We start from the raw sequence: 26,062 nt of genomic DNA, 5'->3' as shown, positions 1-26,062 counted from the left end.
CTTCGGGCGGTGCGCGTGTCGCGGGTGAGCGTTATCGCGTCCACATTCGTCACGAACAGTGGCCCCGGGCGGCAGCCCGGGAGAAGAGGGGGCCCTCGTTGCCCGAACAGCTGTCGTTGTTGCTGCCCGTGTGGGCCGGTGACCAGCCCGATTTCCTCACCGAGGCGTTCCGATCCTCAGTGGACGATCAGACCCGGCAGCCGGACGAGGTCGTCATCGTTCGTGACGGCCCCGTGCCCGCCGTCCTCGAGGAGCGGATCGCGAAGCTCGCCGTGACGAGTCCGGTGCCCGTGGAAGTGGTGGCGTTGGAGCGCAACGTCGGCCTCGGCCCCGCGCTCGACGCCGGCCTCGCGGCCTGCCGGTACGCGGTCGTCGCCCGGATGGACGCCGACGACATCTCCCTTCCGCACCGGTTCGCCGTGCAGATGCCGATCATCGAGGGCGGTGCGGACATCGTGGGCTCGGGGCTGCTGGAGTTCGGTGAGCACCCCGACGACGTCGTCGGCACCCGGACGCCTCCGACCGAGCCGAGGGACATCCGGACCCGCGCGCGGTTCGCCGTGCCGTTCAACCACCCCACCGTGGTCTACCGGCGTGCGCTGGTGCAGTCCGTCGGCGGCTACACCAACTTTCCGCTGATGGAGGACTACCTGCTCTGGGCGAAGATGATCGTCGCCGGAGCGCAGGTGGCCAACCTCGCGGAGCCCCTCGTGAAGTACCGCGTCGGGGCAGGCGCCTACGCGCGCCGGGGCGGGCTGCGGCAGCTGGGCGTCGAGGTCGCCCTTCAGTGGCGGTTCCGCTCGATGGGGTTCACGACGGGGCGCCAGTTCGCGCGCAACGTCCTCGTGCGCGGGGGCTACCGGCTCGTCCCGGAGCGGGTTCGCCGGATCGCCTATCGAAATGTGATCGCCACGTATCGAGGCTGATCATCAGTGGGTCGAAGTGGGATCATCGATCATTCGATCGAGGGGAGCCCGATGACCCAGCCGTCGTCGCCACCGTCTGAACCCCTTTCTGCCGAAGGTTCCGCGCTGCTCGACGCGGGACGGCCGCTGGACGCCGTCGAGGTGCTGCGCCAGGGCGTGGCCGTCGGTGAGCCGTCCGCTCCCGACCTATTGGTCCGCGCCTACTTCGAGAGCGGCAGCTGGTTTGCCGCCGCTGAGTGGCTGACCGTGGTGGTGGATCAGGGCGGCGTGCGGTTCGCGGGCCGGCTCGGGGTGGCGCGGGCGGAGCTCGGTGATCGTGCAGGCGCCGAGAGCATGCTGCGGCTCGCCGTCGAGTCCGGCGAGGTCACCGCGGCCAACGATCTCGCGATCCTGCTCCGCGACGAGGGCAGGCCTGGCGAGGCGGTGCAGGTGCTCGTCCAGGCTGCCGAGGCGGGGGACGAGCTGGCATCGGCCAACCTCGTCGAGCTGCATCTCGATGCAGACGACCTGCCGGCGGCGCGGGAGGCCGCCGAGCGTTACGCCGACGAGAGCCGCCCGGACACCCTCGTGGCGCTCGCCGACCTCCGGGCGCTGGAGGGCCGGACCGACGACGCCGACGGGTGGTACCGCAAGGCCGGGGAGCTCGGGGCGTTGCGCGCCCACATCGCGTACGGCCAGTTCCTCGCGGGGCAGGGCGACCAGGAGGGCGCCGAGCGCGAGCTGCGCGAGGCCGAGCAACGTGAGGAGCCCGGCTGGGCCCACGCGCTCGGGCGATTCCTGCTGGACCAGGACCGGCCGGACGAGGCGCGCTCCTATCTGCAGCTCGCGATCGACTCCGGTGATACGGCGGCGCGGCAGGCGATGATCGAGCTCGACGGCGGCGACCCGGACGACTGGGGGTAACAGCACCCGTTCCGGGCTTTGACCCGGCCGGTGGGGCGCGGCGGGTGCAGTGTCCGGCGCCACTAGGGTGCCGCCGTGGGCCGCGATCCGATCCGCGACGAGCCGAACCGTGGCGCGCTCGGCCGCTCCGGCCCGGGCGGCGACCCACAGCGGGAGTACGGCAACGGGCTGGCCGTGGTCACCGTCGCGCGCTCGACCTCTCCGGTCATGGACGCCGGGACGCTCCGAGCGGCCACCACCCGTCCGCTGCGCATCGTCCTGACCGTGGCGGGGGACGCGGCATCCGAGACCTCCGGCGACGGGGTCGAGGTGCTGCGGCTCGCCGAGGACATCGGCCGGCCCGCGGCGATCAACCGCGCCGTGGCAGGCCTGGACGCCGCGATCGGCTGGGTCGTGATCAGCGACCCGCAGGTGCACTGGGAGCCCGGCGCGCTGGACTCGTTGCTCGCGGCTGCCGCCCGGTACCCGCGAGCGGCGCTGCTCGGGCCGCGGCTCACCGACGCGACGGGCACCGTGGTGCCGTCGGCGGGCACGCTGCCCTCTGTCACGCAGGTGCTGCGCGACCGGATCCCGACAGGCGCGGGCTCGGGCAGGACGGGCTGGCTCTCCACGTCGTGCGTGCTGGTGCGCCGCGCCGCCTGGGATTCCGTGGACGGCTTCGACGCCCGCTACCTCGGCGCCCCCGGGCCCGTCGACATGGCCGACGTCGACCTCGGCGACCGGCTGGGGCGCGCAGGCTGGCTGCTGGTGCACGTGCCCGGGGTCGTGATCACGGCAGGCGCCGGGATCCGCGGCGGCCACGACATCCTGGCGTCCCACGCGGACGGTCTGCACCGGTACGTACACGAGCGCGGCCCGGCCCCGGCGCGGCTGCTGCTGGCGCTCACCGATCGGGTGGTGGCGCTCACTGGCCGGGGCACATACCGAAACATCGCGAGTCGAATTCCCGAGAGCTGAAGACCGAGCTGTAACCGAGCTGTACGGAGCTGGAGGAGAGAACGCGTGCTGCAGGACGTCGAGGCCGTGGTGCTGGTCGGGGGCAAGGGAACACGGCTGCGGCCGCTAACGCTCTCAGCCCCCAAGCCCATGCTGCCAACGGCGGGCGTGCCGTTCCTGGCACACCTGCTGTCCCGGATCCGAGCCGCGGGTGTCGGGCGCGTCGTACTAGGCACCTCGTACCTCGCCGAGACGTTCTCCGAGCACTTCGGGGACGGGTCCGCACTCGGCCTCGAGATCGAGTACGTGGTGGAGAGCCACCCGTTGGGCACCGGTGGCGGGATCCGCAACGTCGCCAAGTACCTCACCACCGACAACGTCCTCGTCTTCAACGGCGACGTGCTCTGCGGCACCGACCTGCGCGCCGTCGTCGACACCCACCGTCGCAACGACGCCGACGTGACCCTGCACCTGGTGCGCGTGCAGGACCCCCGCGCCTACGGCTGCGTCCCCACCGACGAGTCGGGCTCGGTGCTGGACTTCCTCGAGAAGACCGAGGACCCGCCCACCGACCAGATCAACGCGGGTTGCTACGTCTTCCGCCGCTCGGTGATCGAGTCGATCCCCGAGGGACGCGCGGTGTCGGTGGAGCGCGAGACGTTCCCCGAGCTGCTCTCGGCCGGGGCGCAGGTCTTCGGGCACGTCGACAACGCCTACTGGCGGGACATGGGCACCCCGGCCGACCTGATCCACGGCTCGGCCGACCTGGTCCGCGGGGTCGCGCCCTCCGCGGCGTTGCCGGGGCCGACCGGCGAGTCGCTGGTGCTGGAGGGCGCCGAGGTCGATGACTCCGCGCTGGTCTTCGGCGGCACCACTGTCGGCCGGGGCGTCCGGATCGGGGCAGGTGCCCGCGTCGAAGGCTCGATGTTGTTCGATGGTGCCGTGGTGGGAGAAGGCGCGGTCGTCGAGCACGCCGTCATCGGTGCGGGTGCGCGGGTCGAGGAAGGCGCGCTGGTCAACGACACCGTCGTGGGGGACAGGGCGGTCGTCGGGGCCCACTGCGAGCTGCGCCGTGGCCTGCGGATCTGGCCGGACGTCGTGCTTCCACCCCATGGTTTGCGGTTCTCCCCGGATGTCTGATCACCCCGGGCCCGCAGGGGCCCGGGAGTGGCGCCCGGCCTACCGCCTCGACCTCTCGGGTGTGCTCGCCCCGCTCCGCCGCGGGCGGGGCGACCCCACCTGGCACTCGGTCGGCGAGGGTTCGGCGATCTGGCGAGCCTCCACCACCCCGGACGGACCGGCGACCACTCGACTGCATCGCCGCTCCGACGGCACCGTGGTGTGCGAGGCGTGGGGACCGGGTGCGCAGTGGTCGCTCGACGGTCTGCCCGCGCTGCTGGGCGTGCACGACAGGCCGGAGGAGTTCGTCGCGCACCACCCGCTCGTCGCCGACGCCGCTCGGCGGATGCCGGGCCTGCGGTTCGGCGCGTCCATGCGGGTGTGGGACGTGCTCGTGCCCGCGGTGCTGGAACAGAAGGTGACGGGTGTGGAGGCGCGCCGGTCGTGGCGGGAGCTGTGCCGGCGCTTCGGCGATCCGGCTCCCGGTCCGGCCCCCGACGGGATGCGCGTGCCGCCGACTCCGGCGCAGATCCGGGCGATCCCGGACTGGGAATGGCATCGGGCGGGCGTCGACTCGGCGCGGCGGCGCGCCATCCTCGCGAGCGCTGCCGTCGCCCAGCGCCTGGAGACCGCGTGCGAGCTCGGCGGCGAGGCCGGCCGGGAGCTGTTGCGCAAGGTGCCGGGGATCGGGGTGTGGACGGCGGCCGAGGTGGCACAGCGCGCCTGGGGCGACGCGGACGCGGTGAGCGTCGGGGACTTCCATATTCCCACGCTCGTCGGCTGGGCCCTCGTCGGGCGCCCGATCGACGACGCGGCGATGCTCGGCGTGCTCGCGCCCTACGTGCCGCAGCGTCAGCGGGCGGTGCGGTTCGTAGAGGTTTCGGGCTTCCGGCGACCGCGCTTCGGGCCGCGGTTCTCGCCGAAGGACTACCGCGCGATCTGAGCTTGACCTGAAGTCCGCTTTAGCTCCTATCGTCCGAATCATGACGATTCTCGTGACCGGCGCCACCGGTAGAGCCGGCCGCCACGTTGTCGGGCACCTCGTGCGTGCGGGGCAGCGCGTCCGCGCTCTGACCAGGCATCCGCACCACGCGGCGCTCCCCGCCGGGGTCGAGGTGGTGGGCGGTGACCTGACCGACCCGGACACCCTCGGCCCCGCCTTCGACGGCGTGACGGCTGTCCACCTGTTGACGGTCGGCGGCGACGACTACGCGACCCTCCGGACCGGTCCGGAGATCGCCGAGATCGCGCACAAGGCCGGAGTGCGCCGCGTCGCCCTGCTCTGGAACGGCGAGGACGGGCCCGTCGAGAAGGCCGTCGAGGCGAGCGGACTGGAGTGGACGCGGCTGCAGCCCGTCGACTTCATGAGCAATGCACTCGGCTGGGCCACCTCGATCCGGGACGAGGGCGTGGTGCGGGAGCCGTTCGCGGCGGTGCCGCTGGCCGTGGTGCACGAGGCGGACGTCGGGGCGGTCGCGGCCACGGTGCTCGTTGACGACGGTCACGCCGGCCGGACCTACCCGATCACGGGTCCGGAGGCGCTCACCCCACCGCAACGTGTGGCCGCCATCGCGCGGGCGATCGGCCGGCCGGTCGAGTTCGTAGAACTGACCGAGGCGCAGGCCCGCGAACGGTGGCGGGCGGCAGGCCACGCCGAGGAGCTGATCGAGATCCTGGCGGCCTGGCAGTCGAACCCACCGGCGTCGGCCCGTGCGGCGACCGACACGGTGGAGCGCCTGACCGGCCGCCGGCCCCGGGCGTTCACGGAATGGGCTACCGAGCAGGCGCCGGCATTCGGGCGGTCCGCGTGAAGTCCTCAGGGCAGGACACCGCGCCGGAGGGGCGATCTCCCCGCGTAGGCTCGTTCGGGTGAGAGTGACGGTGCTTGTCGGCGGCGTCGGCGGAGCCAGGTTCCTGCTCGGGGTGAAGGCGGCGCTGGGGTTGCCCGCGGTCGGCCCGGGAGAGTCGGAACACGAGATCACGGCCGTCGTGAACGTGGGCGACGACGTCTGGATGCACGGCCTGCGCATCTGTCCCGACCTGGACACATGCATGTACACGCTCGGTGGCGGCATCGACCAGGACCGCGGCTGGGGCCGCGCCGGGGAGACGTGGGCCGTGCGAGACGAGCTGGCCGCCTACGACGCGGATCCCTCGTGGTTCGGTCTGGGCGACCGCGACATCGCCACCCATTTGGTGCGCACCCGAATGCTGCGGGCCGGCTATTCGCTCTCGGACGTCGTTGCGGCGCTGTGCCATCGCTGGCGGCCGGGCGTCACCCTGCTCCCGGCCACCGACGACCGCGTGGAGACGCACGTGGTGATCGACGACCCGGAGACGAGCCCCCAGGCGCGCAAGGCGATCCACTTCCAGGAGTGGTGGGTGCGCCACAAGGCCGAGCCGCATGCCCACGGCTTCGCATCGGTGGGTGCGGAGCAGGCGAGCGTGCTGCCCGCCGCCCGCGACGCGATCCTGGGCGCCGACGCCGTGCTGCTCGCGCCGTCGAACCCGGTGGTGAGCATCGGTGCCGTGCTCGACGTCCCCGGCGTCCGCGATGCGTTGCGCGACACGCGGGCGAAGATCGTCGGGCTCTCGCCGATCATCGGCGGCAGGCCGCTGCGCGGGATGGCCGATGCGTGCCTCACCGCGATCGGCGTGGAGACCACCGCGGAGGCGGTCGGGCGCCACTACGGCGGTCGCGGCGAGGGCGGGCTGCTCGACGGCTGGCTCGTGCACACCGGCGACACCGCCGACGTGCCGGGTGCCGAGGTGCGATCGATCCCCCTGCTCATGACCGATGTCGACGCCACCGCGGAGATGGCGCGGCGCGCCCTGGAGCTGGCGGGTGCCGCAGTTGGCTGAGCTGCCGGTCGACCACGCCGCTCCCGACGCCATCACCGTCCTGCCCGTCCGCGGGCTCCCGGAATTCCGGCCTGGCGACGACCTGGGTGCGGCCCTCGCGGCCGCGGCGCCCTGGATCGTCGACGGGGACGTCCTCGTGGTGACGTCGAAGGTCTTCTCCAAGGTCGAGGGCCGACTCGTCCCCGCGCCCACCGACCCCGAGGCGCGCGACGCGCTGCGCCGGGAGCTCGTGGACGCCGAGACCGAGCGGGTGCTCGCGCGGCGCGGTCGCACCCTGATCGTCGCCGGGAAGCTCGGGATCGTGCAGGCCGCCGCCGGCATCGACGGTTCCAACGTGCGGCGCGACGAGCTCGCGCTGCTGCCGGCCGACCCTGACAGCAGTGCCGCCCAGCTGCGCGCCGAGCTGCGCCGGTTGCTCGGCGTCGACGTGGCGGTGGTGGTGACCGACACGATGGGCCGCAGCTGGCGGGTCGGGCAGACCGACGTCGCGATCGGCACCGCAGGTCTCGAAGCGGTGCACCGCTATGCGGGGGCCTCCGACTCCGAGGGCAACGAGCTGCTGGTCACCGAGGTCGCGATCGCCGACGAGGTGGCGGGGGCGGCCGACCTCGTGAAGGGCAAGCTGGGCGGCCTGCCGGTGGCCGTGGTGCGGGGGATGCGCCCGGTGGACGACGGATCCACCGCCCGTGACCTAGTCCGGCCGCTCGACGAGGACATGTTCTACCTCGGCACCGAGGAAGCGATCGCCCAGGGCAGGCGCGAGGCGGTGTTGCTGCGCCGCAGCACCCGCGACTTCGCAGGCGGGCCCGTTGACGAGACCGCGCTGCGCCGGGCGGTCGGCGTGGCCCTCACCGCGCCCGCGCCGCACCACAGCACCCCGTTCCGGTTCGCCTGGGTGCGCACCCCCGCCCGCCGCGCCGCTCTGCTGGACGCGATGGCGGCGCGGTGGCATGAGCACCTGCACGCTGACGGGCGCCCGGCCGACGAGGTCGAGCGCCGGATGCGCCGTGGCGACCTGCTGCGCCGCGCGCCCGAGCTCGTGCTGGCCTTCCGCACCGGCGAGGGCATGCACACCTACCCGGACGACGCCCGCCGCATCGGCGAACGCACGATGTTCACGGTGGCGGGAGGGGCGGCCGTGCAGTCGTTCCTGGTTGCGCTGGCCGCCGAGGGCCTGGCGTCGTGCTGGGTCGGATCCACGATCTTCGCCCCCGACGTCGTGCGCGCGGCGCTGGATCTTCCGGCCGACTGGCAGCCCCTCGGTGCGATCGCCGTGGGGATGCCGCTCGAGCCGTCGGCACCCCGGCCGCCGCGGGACCCTGACGCCGGACTGGTCGAGTGGTAGCGGCGGCGACGGCCGCTGCTGAGCTACGCGCTTGGGCGCCCGCGCAGGAGGGGCAGCGCGCGCTCCAGCACGCCCTGCTCGCGTTCCTCGCGGCACGACCCGACGATGCGTGCTCGCGGGCGTGCGTGCCGGGGCATCTGACGGCCTCGGCGCTGGTTCTGGACGCCGGCGGCGAGCGGACGCTGCTCACCCTGCACCCGCGGGTCGGGCGGTGGTTGCAGCTCGGCGGTCACTGCGAGGACGGGGACGCCTCGCTGCGGGACGCGGCGCTGCGCGAGGCGACGGAGGAGTCGGGCATCGAGGGGCTCCGTATCGACCAGGCGCCACTGCACGTGAACGTCCACCCGGTCACCTGCTCGCTCGGCGTGCCGACGCACCATCTCGACGTCCGGTACCTCGTGCGTGCGCCGGCGGGCGCGGTGGCGCGCATCAGCGCCGAATCCGACGACCTGCGGTGGTGGCCGATCGATGCGCTTCCCGACGACGCCGACACCGTGGCGACGATGGTCGCCCTCGCCCGCGAGCGCCACGCATCGGTGGGCTGAGCGGGCCCGCTCCTGCCCTGGTCAGCGCCAGAAGAGCAGCTGGTCATAGCCGTCGGCCGCGAGGCTGAAGTCGCCTCCGATCGCGGAGTAGACCGCACCGCCGACCTCGAAGAACAGTTGTGACACCCCGGGTACGCCGATGATCAGAAGGAACAGCACGATCGGTGCCCATGGGCGAACCTGAGCCGCCAGCCGCCGCGCGGGCATGGACAGGAACGGCTCGAGTACCCCGAAACCGTCGAGACCGGGAATCGGGAGGATGTTCAGGACGAACGCGAGTACTTGGATCAAGGCGAGACAGGACAGACCCACCGCGAGTCCGTAGCTCATCGGCGCCAGGGCGACGGCGGCGGTGAGTAACGCTCCGATCACGAGATTTATCGAGGGGCCTGCAAGTGACACCAAGCTCCGCATCGCGCGGGAGCGGATCGCGCCTTGCTCGATCCACACCGCGCCTCCCGGTAGCGGAATACCACCCAGCAGGAGGAAGACGATTGGGAGGACGAAGGACAGTCCGACATCCGTGTAGCGGCGGATGTCGAGCGTCAGATACCCCTTGTGGCGTACCGAGAGGTCGCCGCCGCGGTAGGCGACGTACGCATGACCGAACTCGTGCAGGCACAACGACACCGCCCAGCCACCCAGTACGAGGAGCACGACACCCGTGGTGAGCAGCACGGACGTTCCGGAGATCAGGATCTGCGGAGTACCGATCACAGTCAGTACAGCGCCCCCGATCGTCACGGCCAGGAGGAGTAGGAACCACGGGCTGACCGTCTTCGATACGTGGCGCACCGGACCATTGTGCTGATCGGACGACCGACCGGGTGGACTGCATCACCCGGACGGCAGCTTCAGCTTGCCAAGGCCGGACTAACAGCGCTGTACTTACATCGCTGTTATTCAGGGGTGGGGGACCGACGGATCCCCGCGGGCAGCCATTCGCCGGGGTGCGGGGAGGTAGGCGAGTGAACGTGATCACAGCCACGATGGAGCTGGTCGGGACTACGGCGGGTGTGCCGTTCCCGGCTCTCGATCCGTTCGGAGAGGCGGTTGTATCCCTCGGCGAGGAGGAGGCCGAGGAGCAGGATTGGCAAGAGCGCGCTCTCTGCGCGCAGACCGATCCGGAGGCGTTCTTCCCCGAGAAGGGCGGCTCCACACGAGAGGCCAAGCGGATCTGCTCGGGATGCGAGGTGCGGGCCGAGTGCCTGGAGTACGCACTCGCCCACGACGAGCGTTTCGGGATCTGGGGCGGTCTCTCCGAGCGTGAGCGGCGCAGGTTGCGCCGCGCCGCTGTCTGAGCCCCACACGGTCCCCGGCCTCGTCGGACCGGAGAAGCCGCCCTCAGCACCCTGAACAGCATCGCCGGCGCCAGCAGCCGTCCGTGCGCCGGATCCGTCACCACCGAGGTGACACGGAACCGGGTGGGGTAGTCGATCGGCCGGCAGTTCCGGGCGAGCGCCGGGCACCGTGTCGGACACCGGCGGGTTCGCTGCCCTGGGGGAGGGGCAGCGCCCGCCGGTTGAGTTTCGACGATCGATAAGAGCCGCGGGAAGTTCGGGCACGTTCCCGGATCAAGTGTCGCGAAGTCGTTTCTTGATCATTGTTTGTGGACCGGAGCCCGTGCGTTGTGCGGGTGTTCGTCCCGAAATGACGATCACCGCGCTTCCGGCGCTACTCGGCGCCGCCGTCCACCGCGTCCGGCTCGATGTTCAGGTACTCCGCCACCTGCTCCACGAGCACCTCGTGCAGCAGATCGGCCAGGTCTGCTCCGCCACGGGCCCGCGCTTCCAGAGGGCGCCGGTAGAGCACGATCCGTGCGCGTGACGGGAGGCCCTCGGGGTCGACGCCCGCCGGCACCAGCTGGGCGAGCGGCACTCCGACGTCGGACAGCACGCCCTGCCCCCAGACCACTTCGTCGGGGGACGTCACGTCGACCTCCGGCACCTCGTCCACAGCGAGGTCGAGCTCGGCGAGCTCGCTGCCCCAGCGCAGCTCGATCGGTTCGAGCGCCTCCAGCACCAGTGCGTCGAACTTCTCGGCCCGGGTGCGTGAGGCCGGGGTGGTGGCCGGGTACATCAGCCCACGCAACCCGCGCCCGCGCCGGTCCCGCCGACGGGGTGAGCGGCGCAGCGTGCGGCGCGCTGTGGTCACCCGCGCGATCCTACGGCTCCGGGCGCCGGCCGCCAGCGACGTCCGCGCGTCGCGGTGGGATCAAGGACCGTCGAAGCGCTATCGTCAGAGGCGTGCTGAGTGTGCGGCGGTGTTCGCGGACCGGGTGCACCGAGCTCGCGGTGGCCACGCTCACCTACGTCTACGCCGACTCCACGGCGGTCGTGGGCCCGTTGGCCACCCAGGCCGAGCCGCATTCATACGATTTGTGTACGAAGCACGCCCACCGCCTAACCGCGCCGCGCGGCTGGGAGGTCGTGCGGTTCGAGGGCGAGTTCGCCCCGCCACAGCCCAGCAACGACGACCTCACGGCGCTGGCCGAGGCCGTGCGGGAGGCCGGCCGGGTGGACCGTCCGGTCGACGTCGCCCCCACCACAGGCACCGGGCGGCGCGGCCATCTGCGCGTACTCCCCGGACCGGTGGAGGACTGAACGCGCCCGGGCGACTGCCTGCGCCCCTCGCGCAGAGCCCGCTAGGGTCTCCCCCCGTGGCAGCTGACCTGTCGGCCATCGTGAAGGCCTACGACATCCGTGGCGTTGTCGGTGACCAGCTCGACGGCCCGACCGTCCGGGACATCGGCGCCGCCATGGCGTCCCTCATGCGTGCGGAAGGCGCGAGCGGTGTCGTGATCGGCCACGACATGCGTGCGAGCTCCCCCGAGCTGGCGGCCGCGTTCGCCGAGGGTGTGACGGCACAGGGTCTCGACGTCGTCTCCATCGGCCTGGCCAGCACCGACATGCTCTACTTCGCCTCCGGCACGCTCGGTCTGCCGGGCGCGATGTTCACCGCGAGCCACAACCCGGCCAGATACAACGGCATCAAGCTGTGCCGCGCCGGCGCTGTGCCGATCGGCCAGGACACCGGGCTCGCCGCTATCCGGCAGGCCGTCGAGGCCGGGGTGCCGGCAGGCCCGGGGGGCGGCAGCATCACCGAGCGCGACGACATGCTCGCCGGGTACGCCGAGTACCTGCGCGAGCTCGTCGATCTGTCGGGCAGTCGCCGGTTGCGGGTCGTGGTCGACGCCGGCAACGGGATGGGCGGCTTCACGGTGCCCGCCGTGCTGGTGCCGCTGCCGTTCGACGTGGTGCCGATGTACTTCGAGCTCGACGGCACCTTCCCCAACCACGAGGCCAACCCGCTCGACCCGGCCAACCTCGTGGACCTGCAGAAGCGGGTCGTGGAGGAGGGGGCCGACATCGGGCTCGCCTTCGACGGCGACGCCGACCGCTGCTTCGTGGTCGACGAGCTGGGCGGTCCCGTCAGCCCGAGCGCCATCACGGGGCTGGTGGCCGTCCGCGAGCTCGCCAAGGCGCCCGGCGCCGCAGTGATCCACAACCTCATCACGTCCCGGGCCGTCCCCGAGCTCGTCGCCGAGCACGGCGGCCGGGCGGTCCGCACCCGCGTGGGCCATTCGTTCATCAAGCAGACGATGGCCGAGACCGGTGCGGTGTTCGGTGGGGAGCACTCGGCCCACTACTACTTCCGCGAGTTCTGGAACGCCGACTCCGGCATGCTCGCCGCGCTGCACGTGCTCGCTGCGCTGGGTGAGGACGAGCGCCCGATCTCGCAGCTGATGTCCGCCTACGAGCGGTACGCCGCGTCCGGTGAGGTCAACTCCACGGTCGCCGACCAGGCCGCGAGCATCGCCGCCATCAAGCAGCGCTACTCCGATCGCGACGGCGTCGAGTTCGACGAGCTCGACGGGCTCACCGTCGCACTTCCCGACGGTTCCTGGTTCAACGTGCGCGCTTCCAACACCGAGCCGTTGCTGCGGCTCAACGTCGAGGCGGCCGACGACGCCGCCGTCGCCGTCCTGCGTGACGAGGTCCTCTCGGTCATCCGCGCATAGCGAGCTCCTCCGGGGGCACAAAATGGCTGTCGGATGGACCCGGCGCTCCGCGCTTCGCCCTGGCAGCATCGCGGGGTACGGATCTGCCCGCGGAGCCGCCCGCAGAGAAAGAGGAAGACCGTGGCCGTAGAGCTCGACCCACAGCTGATGGACATCCTGGCCTGCCCGTCCGACGACCACGCGCCGTTGCGGGCAGGCACTCCCGGTGACCCCTCCGCCGACGTGCTCACCTGCACGTCGTGCGGCCGAGGTTTCCCGGTGGTCGACGGCGTGCCGGTGCTGCTGCTCGACGAGGCGATCATGCCGGCCGACCCCCCTGATTCCGGCGTGGTCGGCGTGTGACGGTGCTCGACGACATCCTGCTCGCCGATCCGCGGGCGCTCACGGCTCTCGACACGGGAGGCGTGCTGCGTGGTGCTGCCACGGCGGGCGCACAGGTCCGGTCAGCAGCGCAGGGCGCGGCCGACGCCAGGGTCGGCGACCTCGCGGGCGCGCGTCCGCGGGCGCTGGTGCTCGTGCGCAGGCCGGGTGCTTCCGGCCCGGCCGCAGGGCTGCTCACCGCGGTGCTCGGCCCGTCGTCTCCGGTCCCGGTCGTCGTGGTGGACACCGTGCCGTCCTGGATCGGACCGCTCGACGTGGTGGTCGCCCACACGGCCGACGCCGACGACGTGGACCTCGCCGACGGGGTGGCGTTCGCGGTGCGCCGGGGTGCGGAGGTCGTGCTCTCCGCGCCGACGGACGGCCCGGTCGCCTCGGCCGGAGCGGGCCGCGCCCGGCTTGTCGAGCAGCGCATACCCGTTCCTCCGGGGCTCGACCTTCCGCGGGCGCTGGCCGTCGGGCTCTCGGTGGTGGGTTCCCTCGAACTGCTCTCCAGTCCGCTGGACCCAGGTCTCGACGCGCTGGCCGACCAACTCGACACCGAGGCGGAACGCAACCAGCCGGCCCACGAGCCGTTCATGAACCCCGCGAAGTCGCTCGCACTGCGTCTCGCCGACCGCACTCCGCTGTTGTGGGGCACCGACCCACTCGGCGCGGCCGCCGCCGTCCACGCGGCCGGTGCACTGGCCACGCACGCCGGTGTGGTGGCCCACGCCGACGAGGTCGGCCGGGCCGCCACCGCCACCGGCCTGCTCCGCGCGATCGACCACGCGGCCAGGGAGTCGGATGTCTTCCACGACCCGTTCGACGACCCGGACGGTGGTGCGGAGGCACCCCCGCCGCGACTGGTCCTGCTCGCCACCGTCGAGGAGGACCCTGGCCAGGTGACGCTCCGCCGCGCCGGCCGCATGTGGCAGTCGGCCGATGTGGTGCATCCGGTGGACGAGATCGCCCGCGGGGTGCCGCACGCACCGTTGTTGAGGGCCGGCCTCCTCGCGTCGCGTTTCGACGTGGCGGCGGTGTACCTCGGGCTGGCCACCCGCTCGATCGATCCGGGGCACCTTTCCACCGGTGCCGGACGTGAGGAGAGCTGACGAGACCGTGGAGCTGCTGGACAACCCGGTACGGGCCTATGCATGGGGCTCACGAACCGTGATCGCCGAGCTTCTTGGCCAGGAAGTGCCGTCTCCACATCCGCAGGCCGAGCTCTGGTTCGGCGCGCACCCGGCCGATCCGTCGCGACTGGTGCACGAGGACGGCTCGCACACGTCCCTCCTCGACGCCCTCCGCGACGACCCGGAGCGCCTACTCGGCACGGACCGCAGCGGTCACTGGGACGCCACGCTGCCGTTCCTGCTCAAGGTGCTCGCGGCCGACGAGCCGCTCTCCCTTCAGGCGCACCCGAGCATCGAGCAGGCGCGCACGGGCTTCGCGCACGAGGACGCCGCGGGCATCCCGCGCGACGCCGCCGACCGCAACTACCGGGACGCCAACCACAAGCCCGAGCTGATCTGCGCGCTCACCGAGTTCCACGCTCTCGTCGGGTTCCGCAAGCTGGAAGCCACGGTGCGGCTGCTGCGCGAGCTCGAGGTTCCGGAGCTGGCGGGGCACGCCGAGCTGCTCGCCGCGCAGCCCGACCAGGACGGCCTCCGGGCGTTGTTCACCACGTGGATCACCCTGCCACAGTCGATGCTCGACACGCTGGTCCCCGCGCTGCAGGACGGCTGTATCCGGCTGGCCGGCAGCGGGGGCGAGTTCCACGCCGAGGCACGCACGGTGCTCGAGCTCTCGGAGCGCTACCCGGGGGATGCCGGTGTGCTGGCAGCGCTGCTGCTCAACCGTGTCACTCTGGCGCCGGGCGAGGCGCTGTACCTGCCCGCCGGGAACCTGCACGCCTACCTGTCGGGCGCCGGGATCGAACTGATGGCCAACTCCGACAACGTCCTGCGCGGCGGCCTCACGCCCAAGCACGTGGACGTGCCCGAACTGCTCCGGGTGCTCGACTTCGCGGCCGGGCCTCCGCCGGTGCTCACGGGCGAGCCCGACGCCGGCTGGATCCGCTACGACACTCCCGCGAAGGAGTTCCTCCTGCGCCGCCTGGCCGACGGCGACGATGGCGCGGTGGTGGCGGTGCCCGACGGCGGTCCGCGGATTCTGCTGTGCACGGCGGGTTCGGCCTGCGTGCGTGCCCCTGGAACGGAGCTGAAGATCACCCGTGGTGGGTCGCTGTGGCTCGCGGCCCATGAGACGGCGCTGTCCGTGCAGCCGCTGGTGGAAGGCACCCAGCTCTTCCTCGCCGGCGACGGCCTCGGCTAGGTGTGCACGGCGCTGCCGTAGGTGAGCCTGCGCAGCAGGGTCTCTGCTGGTCCGGGCCGGCCGAGGCGGTGCAGCAGGTCGGCGGCCACCACGGTGAGCGCCCACACGGCGAGTCCGACGGCGGCAGCGGCGGCCACCCCGAGCTGCCCACCGAGGTCGGCCAGGTACGGCTCGAACAGCACCAGCCAGGCGATGGACTGCGCCAGGTAGCAGCTCATCGAACGCTGCCCACAGGCACGCAGAGCGGTGACGATTCGCCCGTCACGCCGGTGCTGCCGGGCTGTCCGGCTCAGCCGAGCGGCCACGACGCCGATCAGCGCGGCGTATCCCAGCCCGCCCGCGTACCCGGTGGCGGTGTGCAGCGCCCCGGCGGCGAGGAGGAGCCCGCCCGCCGGCTCCCACTGTCCGGTCGTCACCAGCATCTGGGGTAGCGCACCGACCACCGCGACCGCGATGCCGACCCCGGCGATACGGCTCAGCAGCCGCCGGTGTCGTTCGGGCTCGTCGAGCAGGTGGCGCCGGGCGGCCCATACGCCGACGAGCACGGGGCCTGCCGCCATCACCGCGTTCAGGGGTGTGAGCACCGGAAACGACGCCACGCGGATGGCAGCGGAGAGCAACGGGTCGACCGGTGCTCCCGCTGAGTCGGGGAAGGGCACGGTCAGCACCGCGCCGTAGACCAGGGCGCCCACCGCGCCGGCCACGCACGCGACGGTCAGCAGTCGTGCGTCCCGCCACCGGAGGGCACCGACCAGGCACACGGCGAGCAGCCCGTATGAGGCGAGGATGTCGCCGGGGAACAGCAGCAGGACGTGGGCGAACCCGAAGAGCACCAGCCAGCCGCCCCTGCGGCGGAGCACGCTGCGTGCCTGCTCCCACCCACCGTTTGCCGTCTGCCGGCGCAGGATGTGCACCATCCCGTAGCCGAACAGGGCGGCGAACATCGGGTAGCCCCTGCTGTCCACGAACAACGTCAGCGCCGTCTGCGCTGCCGCGTCCACGGCGTTCGTCAGTGGGCCGCTGCCGCGGGCCAGCACCTGCGCGTGCGCCAGCGCGATCAACGCCAGCATTGCCCCGCGGCCGAGATCTGGGGCGAGGGCCCGAGCCCGAGCAGTGGGCGGTGGTAGCGATCCGGTTGTCGACATTCGAGCCCTCCCCCTCTTTAAGATACGGGTGCGTATCTTAAAGAGGAAGATAAGCTACGCATCCGTAGCTGGGCAAGGGTGATCGTGAGGGGGACGATGGGCGGCCGGACGCGCAGACGGGGGGACGCGCTGCTCGCCGTCGTCCACCAGGCGGTGCTCGACGAGCTCGACGAGGTCGGCCTCGGCCGGTTGACCATGGAGGGAATCGCCCGTCGCGCCGAGACAGCGAAGACCTCGCTGTACCGGCGCTGGCCGAGCCCCGAGGAACTGTTGCTGGACGCGATCGCGGCCGCCTTTCCGGTCGAGGTGCCCTCGCCCGCGGCCGACGATCTGCGCGGCGATCTGATCCGCGCCCTCGAGTTGATGATCGAGTGGTCACGCCATCCCACGTCGCGTGCCGTCCGGGCCGTCCTCGCCGAGCGCCACCGCCACCCCGAGCTCGTCGACGCCCTCTACTCCCGCGTGTTCGAACCGGCCGGTCGCCGATTCACCGCCACCGTGCTGCATCATTACGCCGAGGTCGGGCAGCTCGATCCCGGCCTGATCACGCCCGTGGTGGAGGACATCGGCGAGGCATTGGTGATAAAGCACGCGATCGACACCGGGCAAGAACCGACGCCCCAGCGCCTCGCCGAAATCGTCGATCAGGCGATCCTGCCCGCGGTTCATGGGTCCCCGACAAGACGCTAGGGTCCGGGCCGCATCGGGCCGTGGGTCGAGGAGAGTGCAGTGGCAGCGAGTGGTGGAACCCGGGCGATCGTGGCGGCGCTGCTCGCCAACGCGGGAATCGCGATCGCCAAGTTCATCGGCTTCCTGGTCACAGGGTCGTCCTCCATGCTGGCCGAGGCCGTGCACTCGGTCGCCGACACGTCCAACCAGGGGTTGCTGCTGCTAGGTGGCCGCACCGCGCGGCGCGCGGCCACCCCGGAGCATCCGTTCGGGTACGGCCGCGACCGGTACTTCTACTCCTTCGTCGTGGCGCTGCTGCTCTTCACGCTGGGCTCGGTGTTCGCCCTCTACGAGGGCATCCACAAGCTGGAGTCGCACGAGCCGCTCACGTCGCCACTGGTCGCGGTCGTGATCCTGGTCGTCGCGATCGGTCTGGAGTCGTTCTCGTTCCGCACCGCGATCCACGAGTCCCGGCCACTCAAGGGCTCGGGTACGTGGTGGCAGTTCATCCGTCAGTCGAAGGTGCCCGAGCTTCCCGTCGTGCTGCTCGAGGACCTCGGCGCGCTCGTCGGCCTGGTGCTCGCGCTCCTCGGCGTCGGGCTCACCGTGCTCACGGGCGACTCGGTGTTCGACGCGCTCGGCACCATCTGCATCGGCGTGCTGCTCGGCGTCATCGCCATCATCCTGATCATCGAGATGAAGAGCCTGCTCGTCGGGGAGGGCGCCACCCAGCCGGTGCTCGCGAAGATCGTCTCGGCGCTCGAGGCCGGTGGTGTCGAGCGCGTCATCCACATCAAGACCCAGTACCTCGGGCCCGAGGAGCTGCTCGTCGCCGCGAAGATCGCGCTGCCCCCGGGCCTGCCCCTCGAGCAGGTCGCCCGCAGCATCGACGAGGCCGAGCAACGCATCCGGGAGGCGGTGCCCGAGGCCCGGGTCATCTACCTCGAACCGGACCTCGACCGCACCCCTGTGGCGGGCTGACCGGAGCGGCGCCGAGCGAGCGTCCGCGGCGCCGACTCGGCCGCGACGAGCGCCAGCACGATCCACACGGCGATCGACACGCGGATCGCGTTCGCCGGGTGGTCGGCAAGGCTCATCACCGCGAACCCGGCCAGCCCTGCCCCGGCAGCAACGGCCGTGGCCGACCCCGCCAGGGCGGCGCGGCGGGTGACGATCACTGCGCCCACGGTGATCGTCAGTACGGCCACGAGTCCGGGTACGCCGGCCTCGACCGCCCAGTTGAGCCAGAGGTTGTGGGCGTGCTGGAACGCCTCGTCACCGGCGATCGCCGCGTCGAGCAGTGCACCAGCCCGACCGGGCCCTACGCCCAGCGGGTGCTGTGCCACCAGCCCGGCCGCGGCCGTCCAGACGTCGGCGCGCACCCCCACGGAGAGCGCGGGGGCCAGTAGGAGCAGACCGGCCGCGACCACGCCGCCCACCCCGAGGAGGGCGACGACCGCCCGGCCCGGCCGGAGCCTCCCGCCGACCGGGAGAGCGCGACCGTGGCCGCGCCGGAGCGCGACGAACACGGCGGCTCCGGCCACTGCGGCGACGATGCCGCCTCGGGAGGCTGTCAGCAGCACGGCCGCGTACCCGACCACGACGAGCGCCGTACCCGCCAGCCGCGACGTCCGGTCGGCGAGCTGTGCCGCACCGGCCGCGGCCACGGGCAGGAGCAGCACGAGGAACGCCGCCAGCAGGTTCGGGTTGGAGAAGGTGCCGACCGCGCGGATCACGGCGTCCGGACCACAGACGTCGGCCGAGCCGTCGATGGCGCCGCGGCAGAACCCCGTTGCGGTTCCGGCGGCCGCCTGCCTGGCTGCGACGGTGCCGGCCACGGCCACCCCGACGAGCGCCAGCAGGCCGAGGGCCGGGCCGGCGTCGGGAACGGACCGGCGAACGCCGACCATCAGGTAGTACGCCGCCACCGCAGTGAGCACCCCGCGCCACGGGGCCCACGGCTGTCCGGCCAGCACGGTGCCCAGGGCCGCGGCCAGCAGGAGTGCGCCGATCGCCGGATCCAGCGGGGTCCGCCACTGTCCGGGACGCACTCCCGCGACCGCGGTGGCGACGAGCCCTGCGCCCAGTACCAGCCGGACGGGGGTCAGTATCCATACCACCGGCTCGTCGGGCAGCAGGTCCGCCGTGGCCTCCAGCAACACTGCGGCCAGGCACAGCACCGCGACCGTCCTACCTGCTGTGACCCGCCTCCCTCTGCGACGATCCACGCGAACCGTCATCAGCGGGGTGGTGCTCGGATCCGACACGGGTGCGCTCACGGTCCGGTTTCTCCCGCATGCGCATGTCGGTTCCGCTGCGGCAGCGTGGCGCCCGCGAGTCGTTCTCGTGATCTCCTCGGCAGGGGGTGGCTGTCCGCAGTGTTTCGGGCCGACTCCGCTGGGCTATGTAGCGGACATGGCCGTGCGGGGCAGGCAGAGCGGGATCATGCGGACCAAGTCCGTAGAGCAGTCCATTGCCGACACTGACGAGCCCGGCAGCCGGCTCCGGAGAGACCTCGGCACTTGGGACCTGATCGTCTTCGGCGTGGCCGTGGTGGTCGGGGCGGGCATCTTCACCCTCTCCGCCAGCACCGCAGGGGACGTCGCGGGGCCTTCGGTGTCGCTGGCGTTCGTGCTCGCCGCGATCGCGTGTGGGCTCGCCGCCCTGTGCTATGCGGAGTTCGCCTCCACCGTGCCGGTGGCGGGCAGCGCCTACACCTTCTCCTACGCCACCTTCGGCGAGTTCATCGCCTGGATCATCGGCTGGGACCTCGTGCTGGAGTTCGCAGTCGGTTCCGCGGTGGTGGCCAAGGGCTGGTCGGAATACCTGGCGAACGTGCTGGGGCTCCTCGGGGCCGACATCAGCACCGACATACACCTCGGCCCGGTCACACTGGACTGGGGCGCGTTGTTCCTCATCGGCGTGCTCACGGTGCTCCTTGCGCTCGGCACCAAGCTCTCCAGCCGGGTCAGCCTGGTCTTCACCACGATCAAGGTGGCGATCGTGCTGCTGGTGATCCTCCTCGGCCTCTTCTACATCAACGCCGCCAACTACAGCCCGTTCATCCCGCCTGCCGCCGAGGGGGCAGCCGCGGACAGCGGGTTGCAGCAGTCGCTGCTGTCGATCTTCGGTGGCAGCGCCACCAGCACCTACGGGATCTACGGCCTGCTCGCCGCCGCCTCTCTGGTCTTCTTCGCCTTCATCGGCTTCGACGTCGTCGCCACCACGGCGGAGGAGACGCGCGACCCGCAGCGGTCGCTGCCGCGCGGCATCTTCGGGTCGCTCGCGATCGTCACCGCGCTTTACGTGGGCGTCGCGCTGGTGCTCACCGGCATGGTCAGCTACACGGAGCTGCGCACCCAGCCCGACGGCACCCGGGCCACCCTGGCCACGGCGTTCGAGTCGCTCGGCGTGAACTGGGCGGCCACCATCATCGCGTTCGGCGCGCTGGCCGGGCTCACCACCGTGGTCATGGTGCTGATGCTCGGCCAGATCAGGGTGTTGTTCGCGATGTCGCGCGACGGGCTGCTGCCTCGCGGCCTCGCCCGCACGAGCCCGCAGCGGGGCACGCCCGCCCGGGCCACGATCCTCGTCGGGGTCGTGGTGGCGGCCGGCGCCACGTTCTTCCCGATCGGGGCGCTCGAGGAAATGGTCAACATCGGCACGCTGTTCGCCTTCGTACTGGTGTCGGTGGGTGTCGTGGTGCTGCGCCGGACGAGGCCGGACCTGCCCCGCGGGTTCCGCACCCCGCTGGTGCCCCTGGTACCCGTGCTCTCGGTGCTCGCCTGCCTCTGGCTGATGATCAACCTGTCCGTCGAGACGTGGCTGCGGTTCGTGATCTGGATGCTGATCGGCATCGTCGTCTACGCGTTCTACGGGCGTACGCACTCCCGGCTGGGGCTGCGCGGGGGAGCCGACGCCGAGGGTGTGAGCGTTCGGAAAGAAGCCGGCAACACGCCCTAACACCGGCGTGTTCCGGGGGAAACGCCCCGGTGATCAACGCTCGTTGTAATCGTCTGCGTGATCGAGAAGACGCGCAGCGCCCTCGACGGGACCTATCGTCCCGTCGTCGTGGTGGGCGGCGGGCAGGCCGGCCTCTCGATGAGCTGGTGGCTCACCCGCCGCTCGATCGACCACGTCGTGCTGGAACGAGGCCGCGTCGCCGGCGAGTGGCGCAACCGCCGCTGGGACAGCTTCTGTCTGGTCACGCCCAACTGGCAGTGTGACCTTCCGGGCCACCCGTACGCGGGTCTCGATGCCCACGGCTTCATGGTCCGTGACGACATCGTCGCCTACCTGGAGGCGTACGCGGCGTCGTTCGACGCGCCGGTCGTCGAGGGCACCGCGGCCACCCGGCTACGGGCCCGCCGGGCCGGTGGTTTCGAGGTCCACACCGAGTCGTCCACCGGGGCCGGCACGCTCACCGCCGACCAGGTCGTCGTGGCGTCCGGTCCGTACCAGGTGCCGATACGCCCACGGATGGCCGAGCGGCTGCCCGCCGCCGTCCACCAGATCCACTCCTCGCAGTACCGCAACCCCGCACAGCTCCCCCCGGGCGAGGTGCTGGTGGTGGGCACCGGCCAGTCCGGGTGTCAGATCGCCGAGGACCTGCATCTCGCGGGCCGCAGGGTGCACCTCGCCACCGGCACGGCCCCGCGCGTGGCCCGCTTCTACCGCGGCCGTGACGTCGTGGCGTGGCTCTCCGACATGGGCTACTACAGCAAGGCCGTCACCGATTTCGACGACGCCGACGCCGTGCGGTTCCGGGTCAACCACTACGTCACCGGCCGCGACGGTGGTCGCGACATCGACCTGCGCGCCTTCGCGCGTGACGGCATGCGTCTCTACGGACGGCTCTCGGGCATCGACGGCGGCCTTCTGCGGTTCGCGCCGGACCTGCGCAAGCACCTCGACGACGCGGATGCCGTCTCCGAGGGCATCAAGGACTCGATCGACGCGTTCATCGCCGCGCAGGGGATCGACGCCCCGGCCGAGCCGCGCTACGTCGCCGTCTGGGAGCCGGCCGACGAGCCGACCGAGCTCGACCTGGACGCGTCCGGCGTCACCACCGTGGTGTGGAGCACGGGCTTCGGGCGGGACAACAGGTGGATCGAGCTGCCGATCTTCGACGGCCGCGGCTACCCCACCCACCAGCGCGGCGTCACGACCTGCCCCGGGCTCTACTTCCTGGGGCTGCCGTGGCTGCACACCTGGGGGTCGGGCCGGTTCGCCGGGGTGGGCACCGACGCCGAGCACCTGGCCCGCGAGATCGTCGCCCACCAGCACCGCACCGTGCACACGGGCCTGCACTGGCTGGCAGGCACCCCGTACGAGACCTCGCCGATCGACGACGAGGACTGGATCGCCCCGCGCACCGTCGCCTAGACCGTCGGCGTCGCCGGCCCGTCCGCACCACCCACCAGAAGGAGTACCGATGGCCGATCTGACCGATCTCGAGAAGCAGAGCCTCGAGGAGATCCAGCACCCGGCGCTGCCGGAGGGCTCGACGATCTACGGGGGCACCAAGGTCTTCCCCGACTACCAGGCCGAGAACGGCGAGACCTACTTCACCCTCGTGCACGGCATCGCGCACGAGTCGTCGGTGAGCTTCGTGGCGATCCTGCAGGCCACCCGTGCGCTGCGGAAGGGTTTCGAGTCGGCGATCTACTTCTACGGCCCTGGATCCCTCAACTGCCTGGCCACCCGCGGCTTCCCGACCACGGGCAACTCGGCCTTCCCTGGTGAGCACAACATCAACAACTCCCTCGCGACGTTCATCCAGGAGGGCGGCAAGGTCTACTGCTGCCGCTTCGGGCTCTCGCTCCACGGCGCTCGCGAGGAGGACCTGATCGAGGGCGTCATCCCGACGCACCCGCTCGACGTCCAGGACGCGTTGATCCACTACGCCCGCAAGGGAGCGATCATCAACTCCACCTACATGTTCTGAACGGTCGGCTTCGCGCACGACGGGCGGGGGCGGGGGTCGCCAGGGGGACGCGACCCCCGCCCCTTCGTCGCCGCGCGTGCGTGACCACCACAGCGATCACCGAGGACTCACAGGACGGAGCACGAGAGATGGCGACGCTGCGCATGGCGGCTGTCGCGGCCCCCTTCGGTCGCGACCTCGAGGAGGACTTCGCGCGGATCTCCACGCTGATGTCCGAGGCGCGCGCGGCGGGCGTCCGGCTGCTCGCATTGCCCGAAGCCTGCCTCGGCGGCTATCTGACGAGCCTCGACGGTCCGGAGGACCTCCCGCCTGCCCTCCGCTGCGACGGGCCCGAGATCCGCAGGCTGGCCGCGCTGGCGCGCGAGATGGTGGTGGTGGCGGGCTACTGCGAGCTGGACGGTTCGGGCGTCCGCTACAACAGCGCGGTCTGCGTCACGGGCGACGGCGTGCTCGCGAACTACCGCAAGGTGCACCAGCCGCTGCGCGAGGACGCGAGCTACCGGGCGGGCGACCGGTTCGCCGCGTTCGACTCGCCGGTCGGCCGGCTGGGCCTGCAGATCTGCTACGACAAGGCGTTCCCCGAGGCGGCGCGCGCGCTCGCGCTCGACGGGGCCGAGATCGTCGTCTCGGTCTCGGCCTGGCCGCTGAGCGCCACCGATCCGCATCCCGATCCGGCTCAGGACCGGTGGACCCGCCGCTTCGACCTCTTCGACCGCGCCCGAGCGCTGGAGAACCAGATCGTCTGGCTCGCTGCCAACCAGTCGGGCACGTTCGGCTCGCTGCGGTTCGCGGCGGGCGCCAAGATCGTCGATCCCGGAGGCGAGGTGCTCGCCACCACGGGCGTCACCGCAGGCACGGCGGTCGCCGATCTCGACGTCGCGGCGGCGGTGGAGTCGGCCCGGCGGGCGATGGGTTACCTGCGGGACCTGCGACCGGAGACGTACGGCGCGGCGGCGGCCCCGAGCCCCGCGGCCGCCTGAACAATCTTTCGAATGGGTTCCATCCGCATCGGAGCCGTGGCGGCATCCTTCGGCAGGGACGTGGCATTCGATCTCGCGCGCGTCGCGACGTTGGTGGATCACGCACGCCGCGACGGTGTGCGGCTGCTGGTGCTGCCTGACGCCGCGCTCGGCGGCTACCTCGACGACATCACCGATCCCGACCCGCGCTCCCTGCCGCCCGCGCTCGACCCGGACGGGCCCGAGGTGAAGGCGGTCGTGGAGCAGGCCGGGGACATGGTGGTGTGCGTCGGGTTCTGCGAGGCGGACGGCGACCTGCGCTACAACACGGCGGTGTGCGTCACCGGGGACGGGGTGCTGGGCCTGCACCGCAAGGTGCATCAGCCCCCCGGGGAGTCGCGGGTCTACGCGGCGGGGTCGGAGTTCCGCGCGATCGACACACCCGTCGGGCGGATCGGCATGCTCGTCGACTACGACAAGACGTTCCCGGAGTCCGCTCGCAGCCTCGCACTCGACGGGGCGCATGTGCTCGCCTGCCTCTCGGCCTGGCCGACGAGCATCACGAACCGGGCGCCCCGGATGGCCGACGACCGGCAAGCCAAGCTCTTCGACCTCTACGACCGGTCGCGGGCGGCGGAGAACCAGGTGGTGCTCGTGTCGTCGAACCTGACCGGCGTGGCGGGCCGGATGCGCTTCCTGGGTCAGGCCAAGGTCGTCGGCCCGGACGGGGAGATCCTGGCGCGCACGTGGTCCAAGGCGGGCATCGCGGTGGCCGAGGTCGATGTCGAGGAGTCGGTGGCGGCGGCCCGCAGGGTCCTCGTGCACCTGCGAGAGCGACGGCCGGACGCCTACCTCTGAACATGCCCTTGCGGTTATATGCCGCTCTCGGTATGTTATGGACGTGACGTTCGAGGTGCTCGCCGAGCCGACGCGCAGGCGCATCCTCGACCTGCTCCGGGATCGACCCCGGCTGGTCGGGGAACTGTCTGCCGAGCTCGGGCTGAGCCAGCCCGGCACGTCGAAGCATCTGCGGGTGCTGCGCGACGCCGGCCTGGTGAAGGTGCGGGCCGAAGCACAGCGGCGCTGGTACGAGCTCGATCCCGCGCCGCTCGCGGAGGTGGACGCGTGGCTGGCGCCCTACCGATGGATGTGGGCGGACCGGCTCGACGCCCTCGAACGCCACCTCGATGCCGACAGCCCGGAGGAATCATGACCGAGACCCTGGACACCGCCGACGGCCATTCCGTGCTCACCATGGAGCGCCGGCTGAAGCACCCACCGGAGAAGGTCTGGCGGGCGATCACCGAACCCGAGCGGCTGGCCGACTGGTTCCCGTCCACGATGACGCCCGAGCTGCGTCCCGGTGGGACGGTCGACTTCGGGTCCGAGGGCAGCGGCACGGTCACCGACCTCGACCCGCCGCGGCTGTTCGCCTACACCTGGGGCGACCACCACCTGCGCTGGGAGCTGCACCCGGACGACCAGGGCACCCGTCTCGTCCTCGTGGCCACGTTCGACGACCGTGCCGGCGCCGCCAGCTTCGCCTCCGGCTGGCACATCTGCATCGCCGCGATGGACCTCGCCCTCGACGGGCGCCCGGGCGTCGACCCCGGCTATGACCACGTGGCGCTGCACGAGCAGTTCATCGCCCAGTTCGGGCTCGACGCTGGCACGACCGAGACCACGGCCGACGGCTGGCAGGTCCGCTACGAGCGCCAGCTCACTCGCCCCGCCGACGAGGTGTGGGCGCTCCTGTCGTCCCAGGCCCCGCCGGACGCCGTCCGGAACGGGCAGGTGCTCGAGCACGATGCGGAACCGGGCGGCCGCGTTCGCTGGGAGCTGGTCGAGGGCACGGGCCACGGCGCGCGCGTGGTGCTCACCCACACCGGCTCCGAGGGCGAGCCGGCCTCGGCGCTGTCGGCTGTCAATGCGCGCATGAAGCAACTCGTCGCCGACCTGAGCGAAGCACGGGAACCCGCTTCTTCCTGAGG

The 26,062-nt window shown here is 71.9% G+C and carries 28 protein-coding genes; 24 read left to right on the top strand and 4 right to left on the bottom strand.

What is annotated here, in order from left to right:
• The first annotated feature begins 98 nt into the window (after positions 1–98).
• The 9 genes from MMF94_RS25425 to MMF94_RS25385 all read left to right on the top strand — a co-directional run bounded on the left by MMF94_RS25425 (position 99) and on the right by MMF94_RS25385 (position 8,636).
• A complete protein-coding gene (locus tag MMF94_RS25425) occupies positions 99–926 on the top strand; it encodes a glycosyltransferase (protein WP_241039688.1) in 828 nt (275 codons plus the stop codon).
• A gap of 51 nt (positions 927–977) precedes the next feature.
• Positions 978–1,829, top strand: a complete 852-nt coding sequence (locus MMF94_RS25420) for a tetratricopeptide repeat protein (protein WP_241039687.1) — start codon at positions 978–980, stop codon at positions 1,827–1,829.
• Between the two features lie 75 nt (positions 1,830–1,904).
• On the top strand, positions 1,905–2,786 hold the full coding sequence (locus tag MMF94_RS25415; protein WP_241039686.1) for a glycosyltransferase family 2 protein: 882 nt from the start codon (positions 1,905–1,907) through the stop codon (positions 2,784–2,786).
• A 48-nt stretch (positions 2,787–2,834) separates the two neighbouring features.
• Positions 2,835–3,905 carry a mannose-1-phosphate guanylyltransferase gene (gene manB, locus MMF94_RS25410; RefSeq protein ID WP_241039803.1) on the top strand — a complete coding sequence of 357 codons (1,071 nt, stop codon included), beginning with the start codon at positions 2,835–2,837 and terminating at the stop codon, positions 3,903–3,905.
• On the top strand, positions 3,898–4,827 hold the full coding sequence (locus tag MMF94_RS25405) for a DNA-3-methyladenine glycosylase family protein (protein ID WP_241039685.1): 930 nt from the start codon (positions 3,898–3,900) through the stop codon (positions 4,825–4,827). Before manB ends, MMF94_RS25405 begins: the two co-directional genes overlap by 8 nt.
• Before the next feature lie 40 nt (positions 4,828–4,867).
• A complete protein-coding gene (locus MMF94_RS25400) occupies positions 4,868–5,695 on the top strand; it encodes an NmrA family NAD(P)-binding protein (RefSeq protein WP_241039684.1) in 828 nt (275 codons plus the stop codon).
• Between the two features lie 58 nt (positions 5,696–5,753).
• Positions 5,754–6,746, top strand: coding sequence for a 2-phospho-L-lactate transferase (gene cofD, locus MMF94_RS25395; RefSeq protein ID WP_241039683.1), 993 nt, complete (start codon positions 5,754–5,756; stop codon positions 6,744–6,746).
• On the top strand, positions 6,682–8,091 hold the full coding sequence (locus MMF94_RS25390) for a coenzyme F420-0:L-glutamate ligase (RefSeq protein WP_379660537.1): 1,410 nt from the start codon (positions 6,682–6,684) through the stop codon (positions 8,089–8,091). The genes cofD and MMF94_RS25390 overlap by 65 nt, the downstream gene beginning before the upstream one ends.
• Positions 8,085–8,636: an NUDIX hydrolase gene (locus tag MMF94_RS25385; protein WP_241039682.1), complete on the top strand. Its 552-nt coding sequence runs from the start codon at positions 8,085–8,087 to the stop codon at positions 8,634–8,636. Before MMF94_RS25390 ends, MMF94_RS25385 begins: the two co-directional genes overlap by 7 nt.
• A 21-nt stretch (positions 8,637–8,657) precedes the next feature.
• Here MMF94_RS25385 and MMF94_RS25380 read toward each other — a convergent pair whose 3' ends face one another.
• A complete protein-coding gene (locus MMF94_RS25380) occupies positions 8,658–9,431 on the bottom strand; it encodes a site-2 protease family protein (protein ID WP_241039681.1) in 774 nt (257 codons plus the stop codon).
• Between the two features lie 173 nt (positions 9,432–9,604).
• On the opposite strand from MMF94_RS25380, the gene MMF94_RS25375 reads away from it, so the two are divergent.
• Complete coding sequence (locus MMF94_RS25375; RefSeq protein ID WP_241039680.1) at positions 9,605–9,937, top strand: WhiB family transcriptional regulator; 333 nt, start codon at positions 9,605–9,607, stop codon at positions 9,935–9,937.
• Between the two features lie 373 nt (positions 9,938–10,310).
• On the opposite strand, the gene MMF94_RS25370 is transcribed toward MMF94_RS25375, so the two are convergent.
• On the bottom strand, positions 10,311–10,790 hold the full coding sequence (locus MMF94_RS25370) for a metallopeptidase family protein (RefSeq protein WP_241039679.1): 480 nt from the start codon (positions 10,788–10,790) through the stop codon (positions 10,311–10,313).
• 101 nt (positions 10,791–10,891) lie between these two features.
• Between MMF94_RS25370 and MMF94_RS25365 the strand changes: the two genes are divergently transcribed.
• The 5 genes from MMF94_RS25365 (at position 10,892) to manA (ending at position 15,351) form a co-directional block, all read left to right on the top strand.
• Positions 10,892–11,239, top strand: coding sequence for a DUF3499 domain-containing protein (locus tag MMF94_RS25365; protein ID WP_241039801.1), 348 nt, complete (start codon positions 10,892–10,894; stop codon positions 11,237–11,239).
• Between the two features lie 56 nt (positions 11,240–11,295).
• Positions 11,296–12,657: a phosphomannomutase/phosphoglucomutase gene (locus MMF94_RS25360; protein ID WP_241039678.1), complete on the top strand. Its 1,362-nt coding sequence runs from the start codon at positions 11,296–11,298 to the stop codon at positions 12,655–12,657.
• A 120-nt stretch (positions 12,658–12,777) separates the two neighbouring features.
• Positions 12,778–12,999, top strand: coding sequence for a Trm112 family protein (locus MMF94_RS25355; RefSeq protein WP_241039677.1), 222 nt, complete (start codon positions 12,778–12,780; stop codon positions 12,997–12,999).
• The gene (locus MMF94_RS25350; RefSeq protein ID WP_338104358.1) at positions 12,996–14,129 is read left to right on the top strand and encodes an SIS domain-containing protein; all 1,134 of its coding nucleotides are present in this window, start codon (positions 12,996–12,998) and stop codon (positions 14,127–14,129) included. The genes MMF94_RS25355 and MMF94_RS25350 overlap by 4 nt, the downstream gene beginning before the upstream one ends.
• 7 nt (positions 14,130–14,136) lie before the next feature.
• Entirely contained in the window at positions 14,137–15,351 is a 1,215-nt protein-coding gene (gene manA / locus MMF94_RS25345; protein ID WP_241039799.1) for a mannose-6-phosphate isomerase, class I, read from the top strand.
• Here manA and MMF94_RS25340 read toward each other — a convergent pair.
• Positions 15,348–16,496 carry a DUF418 domain-containing protein gene (locus tag MMF94_RS25340; RefSeq protein ID WP_241039676.1) on the bottom strand — a complete coding sequence of 383 codons (1,149 nt, stop codon included), beginning with the start codon at positions 16,494–16,496 and terminating at the stop codon, positions 15,348–15,350. The genes manA and MMF94_RS25340 overlap by 4 nt on opposite strands.
• A 96-nt stretch (positions 16,497–16,592) precedes the next feature.
• On the opposite strand from MMF94_RS25340, the gene MMF94_RS25335 reads away from it, so the two are divergent.
• Together MMF94_RS25335 and MMF94_RS25330 are read left to right on the top strand one after the other, a co-directional pair.
• Positions 16,593–17,186 (top strand): TetR/AcrR family transcriptional regulator, encoded by a 594-nt coding sequence (locus tag MMF94_RS25335; RefSeq protein WP_241039675.1) that lies wholly within the window; start codon positions 16,593–16,595, stop codon positions 17,184–17,186.
• A 39-nt stretch (positions 17,187–17,225) separates the two neighbouring features.
• Positions 17,226–18,146 carry a cation diffusion facilitator family transporter gene (locus MMF94_RS25330; protein ID WP_241039674.1) on the top strand — a complete coding sequence of 307 codons (921 nt, stop codon included), beginning with the start codon at positions 17,226–17,228 and terminating at the stop codon, positions 18,144–18,146.
• On the opposite strand, the gene MMF94_RS25325 is transcribed toward MMF94_RS25330, so the two are convergent.
• The gene (locus MMF94_RS25325) at positions 18,104–19,444 is read right to left on the bottom strand and encodes an O-antigen ligase family protein (RefSeq protein WP_241039673.1); all 1,341 of its coding nucleotides are present in this window, start codon (positions 19,442–19,444) and stop codon (positions 18,104–18,106) included. The two genes, MMF94_RS25330 and MMF94_RS25325, sit on opposite strands and share 43 nt — an antisense overlap.
• A gap of 166 nt (positions 19,445–19,610) precedes the next feature.
• On the opposite strand from MMF94_RS25325, the gene MMF94_RS25320 reads away from it, so the two are divergent.
• From MMF94_RS25320 to MMF94_RS25290, 7 genes are all read left to right on the top strand, one after another.
• Entirely contained in the window at positions 19,611–21,128 is a 1,518-nt protein-coding gene (locus tag MMF94_RS25320; RefSeq protein WP_241039672.1) for an amino acid permease, read from the top strand.
• A 57-nt stretch (positions 21,129–21,185) separates the two neighbouring features.
• Complete coding sequence (locus MMF94_RS25315) at positions 21,186–22,550, top strand: MSMEG_0569 family flavin-dependent oxidoreductase (RefSeq protein WP_241039671.1); 1,365 nt, start codon at positions 21,186–21,188, stop codon at positions 22,548–22,550.
• A 49-nt stretch (positions 22,551–22,599) separates the two neighbouring features.
• Entirely contained in the window at positions 22,600–23,112 is a 513-nt protein-coding gene (locus tag MMF94_RS25310) for an MSMEG_0572/Sll0783 family nitrogen starvation response protein (RefSeq protein ID WP_241039670.1), read from the top strand.
• A 128-nt stretch (positions 23,113–23,240) separates the two neighbouring features.
• Positions 23,241–24,092 (top strand): carbon-nitrogen hydrolase family protein, encoded by an 852-nt coding sequence (locus MMF94_RS25305; protein ID WP_241039798.1) that lies wholly within the window; start codon positions 23,241–23,243, stop codon positions 24,090–24,092.
• A 12-nt stretch (positions 24,093–24,104) separates the two neighbouring features.
• On the top strand, positions 24,105–24,929 hold the full coding sequence (locus MMF94_RS25300; protein ID WP_241039669.1) for a carbon-nitrogen hydrolase family protein: 825 nt from the start codon (positions 24,105–24,107) through the stop codon (positions 24,927–24,929).
• A gap of 37 nt (positions 24,930–24,966) precedes the next feature.
• Entirely contained in the window at positions 24,967–25,284 is a 318-nt protein-coding gene (locus MMF94_RS25295; protein ID WP_241039668.1) for an ArsR/SmtB family transcription factor, read from the top strand.
• A complete protein-coding gene (locus tag MMF94_RS25290) occupies positions 25,281–26,060 on the top strand; it encodes an SRPBCC family protein (RefSeq protein WP_241039667.1) in 780 nt (259 codons plus the stop codon). Before MMF94_RS25295 ends, MMF94_RS25290 begins: the two co-directional genes overlap by 4 nt.
• The last annotated feature ends 2 nt before the right edge of the window (positions 26,061–26,062 follow it).

The organism is Pseudonocardia alaniniphila (assembly GCF_022524485.1).
GTDB classification, from domain to species: Bacteria; Actinomycetota; Actinomycetes; order Mycobacteriales; family Pseudonocardiaceae; genus Pseudonocardia; species Pseudonocardia alaniniphila.
The sequence above is the reverse complement of the archived record's forward strand: the minus strand, read 5'-3'. Positions and strand labels throughout refer to the sequence as shown.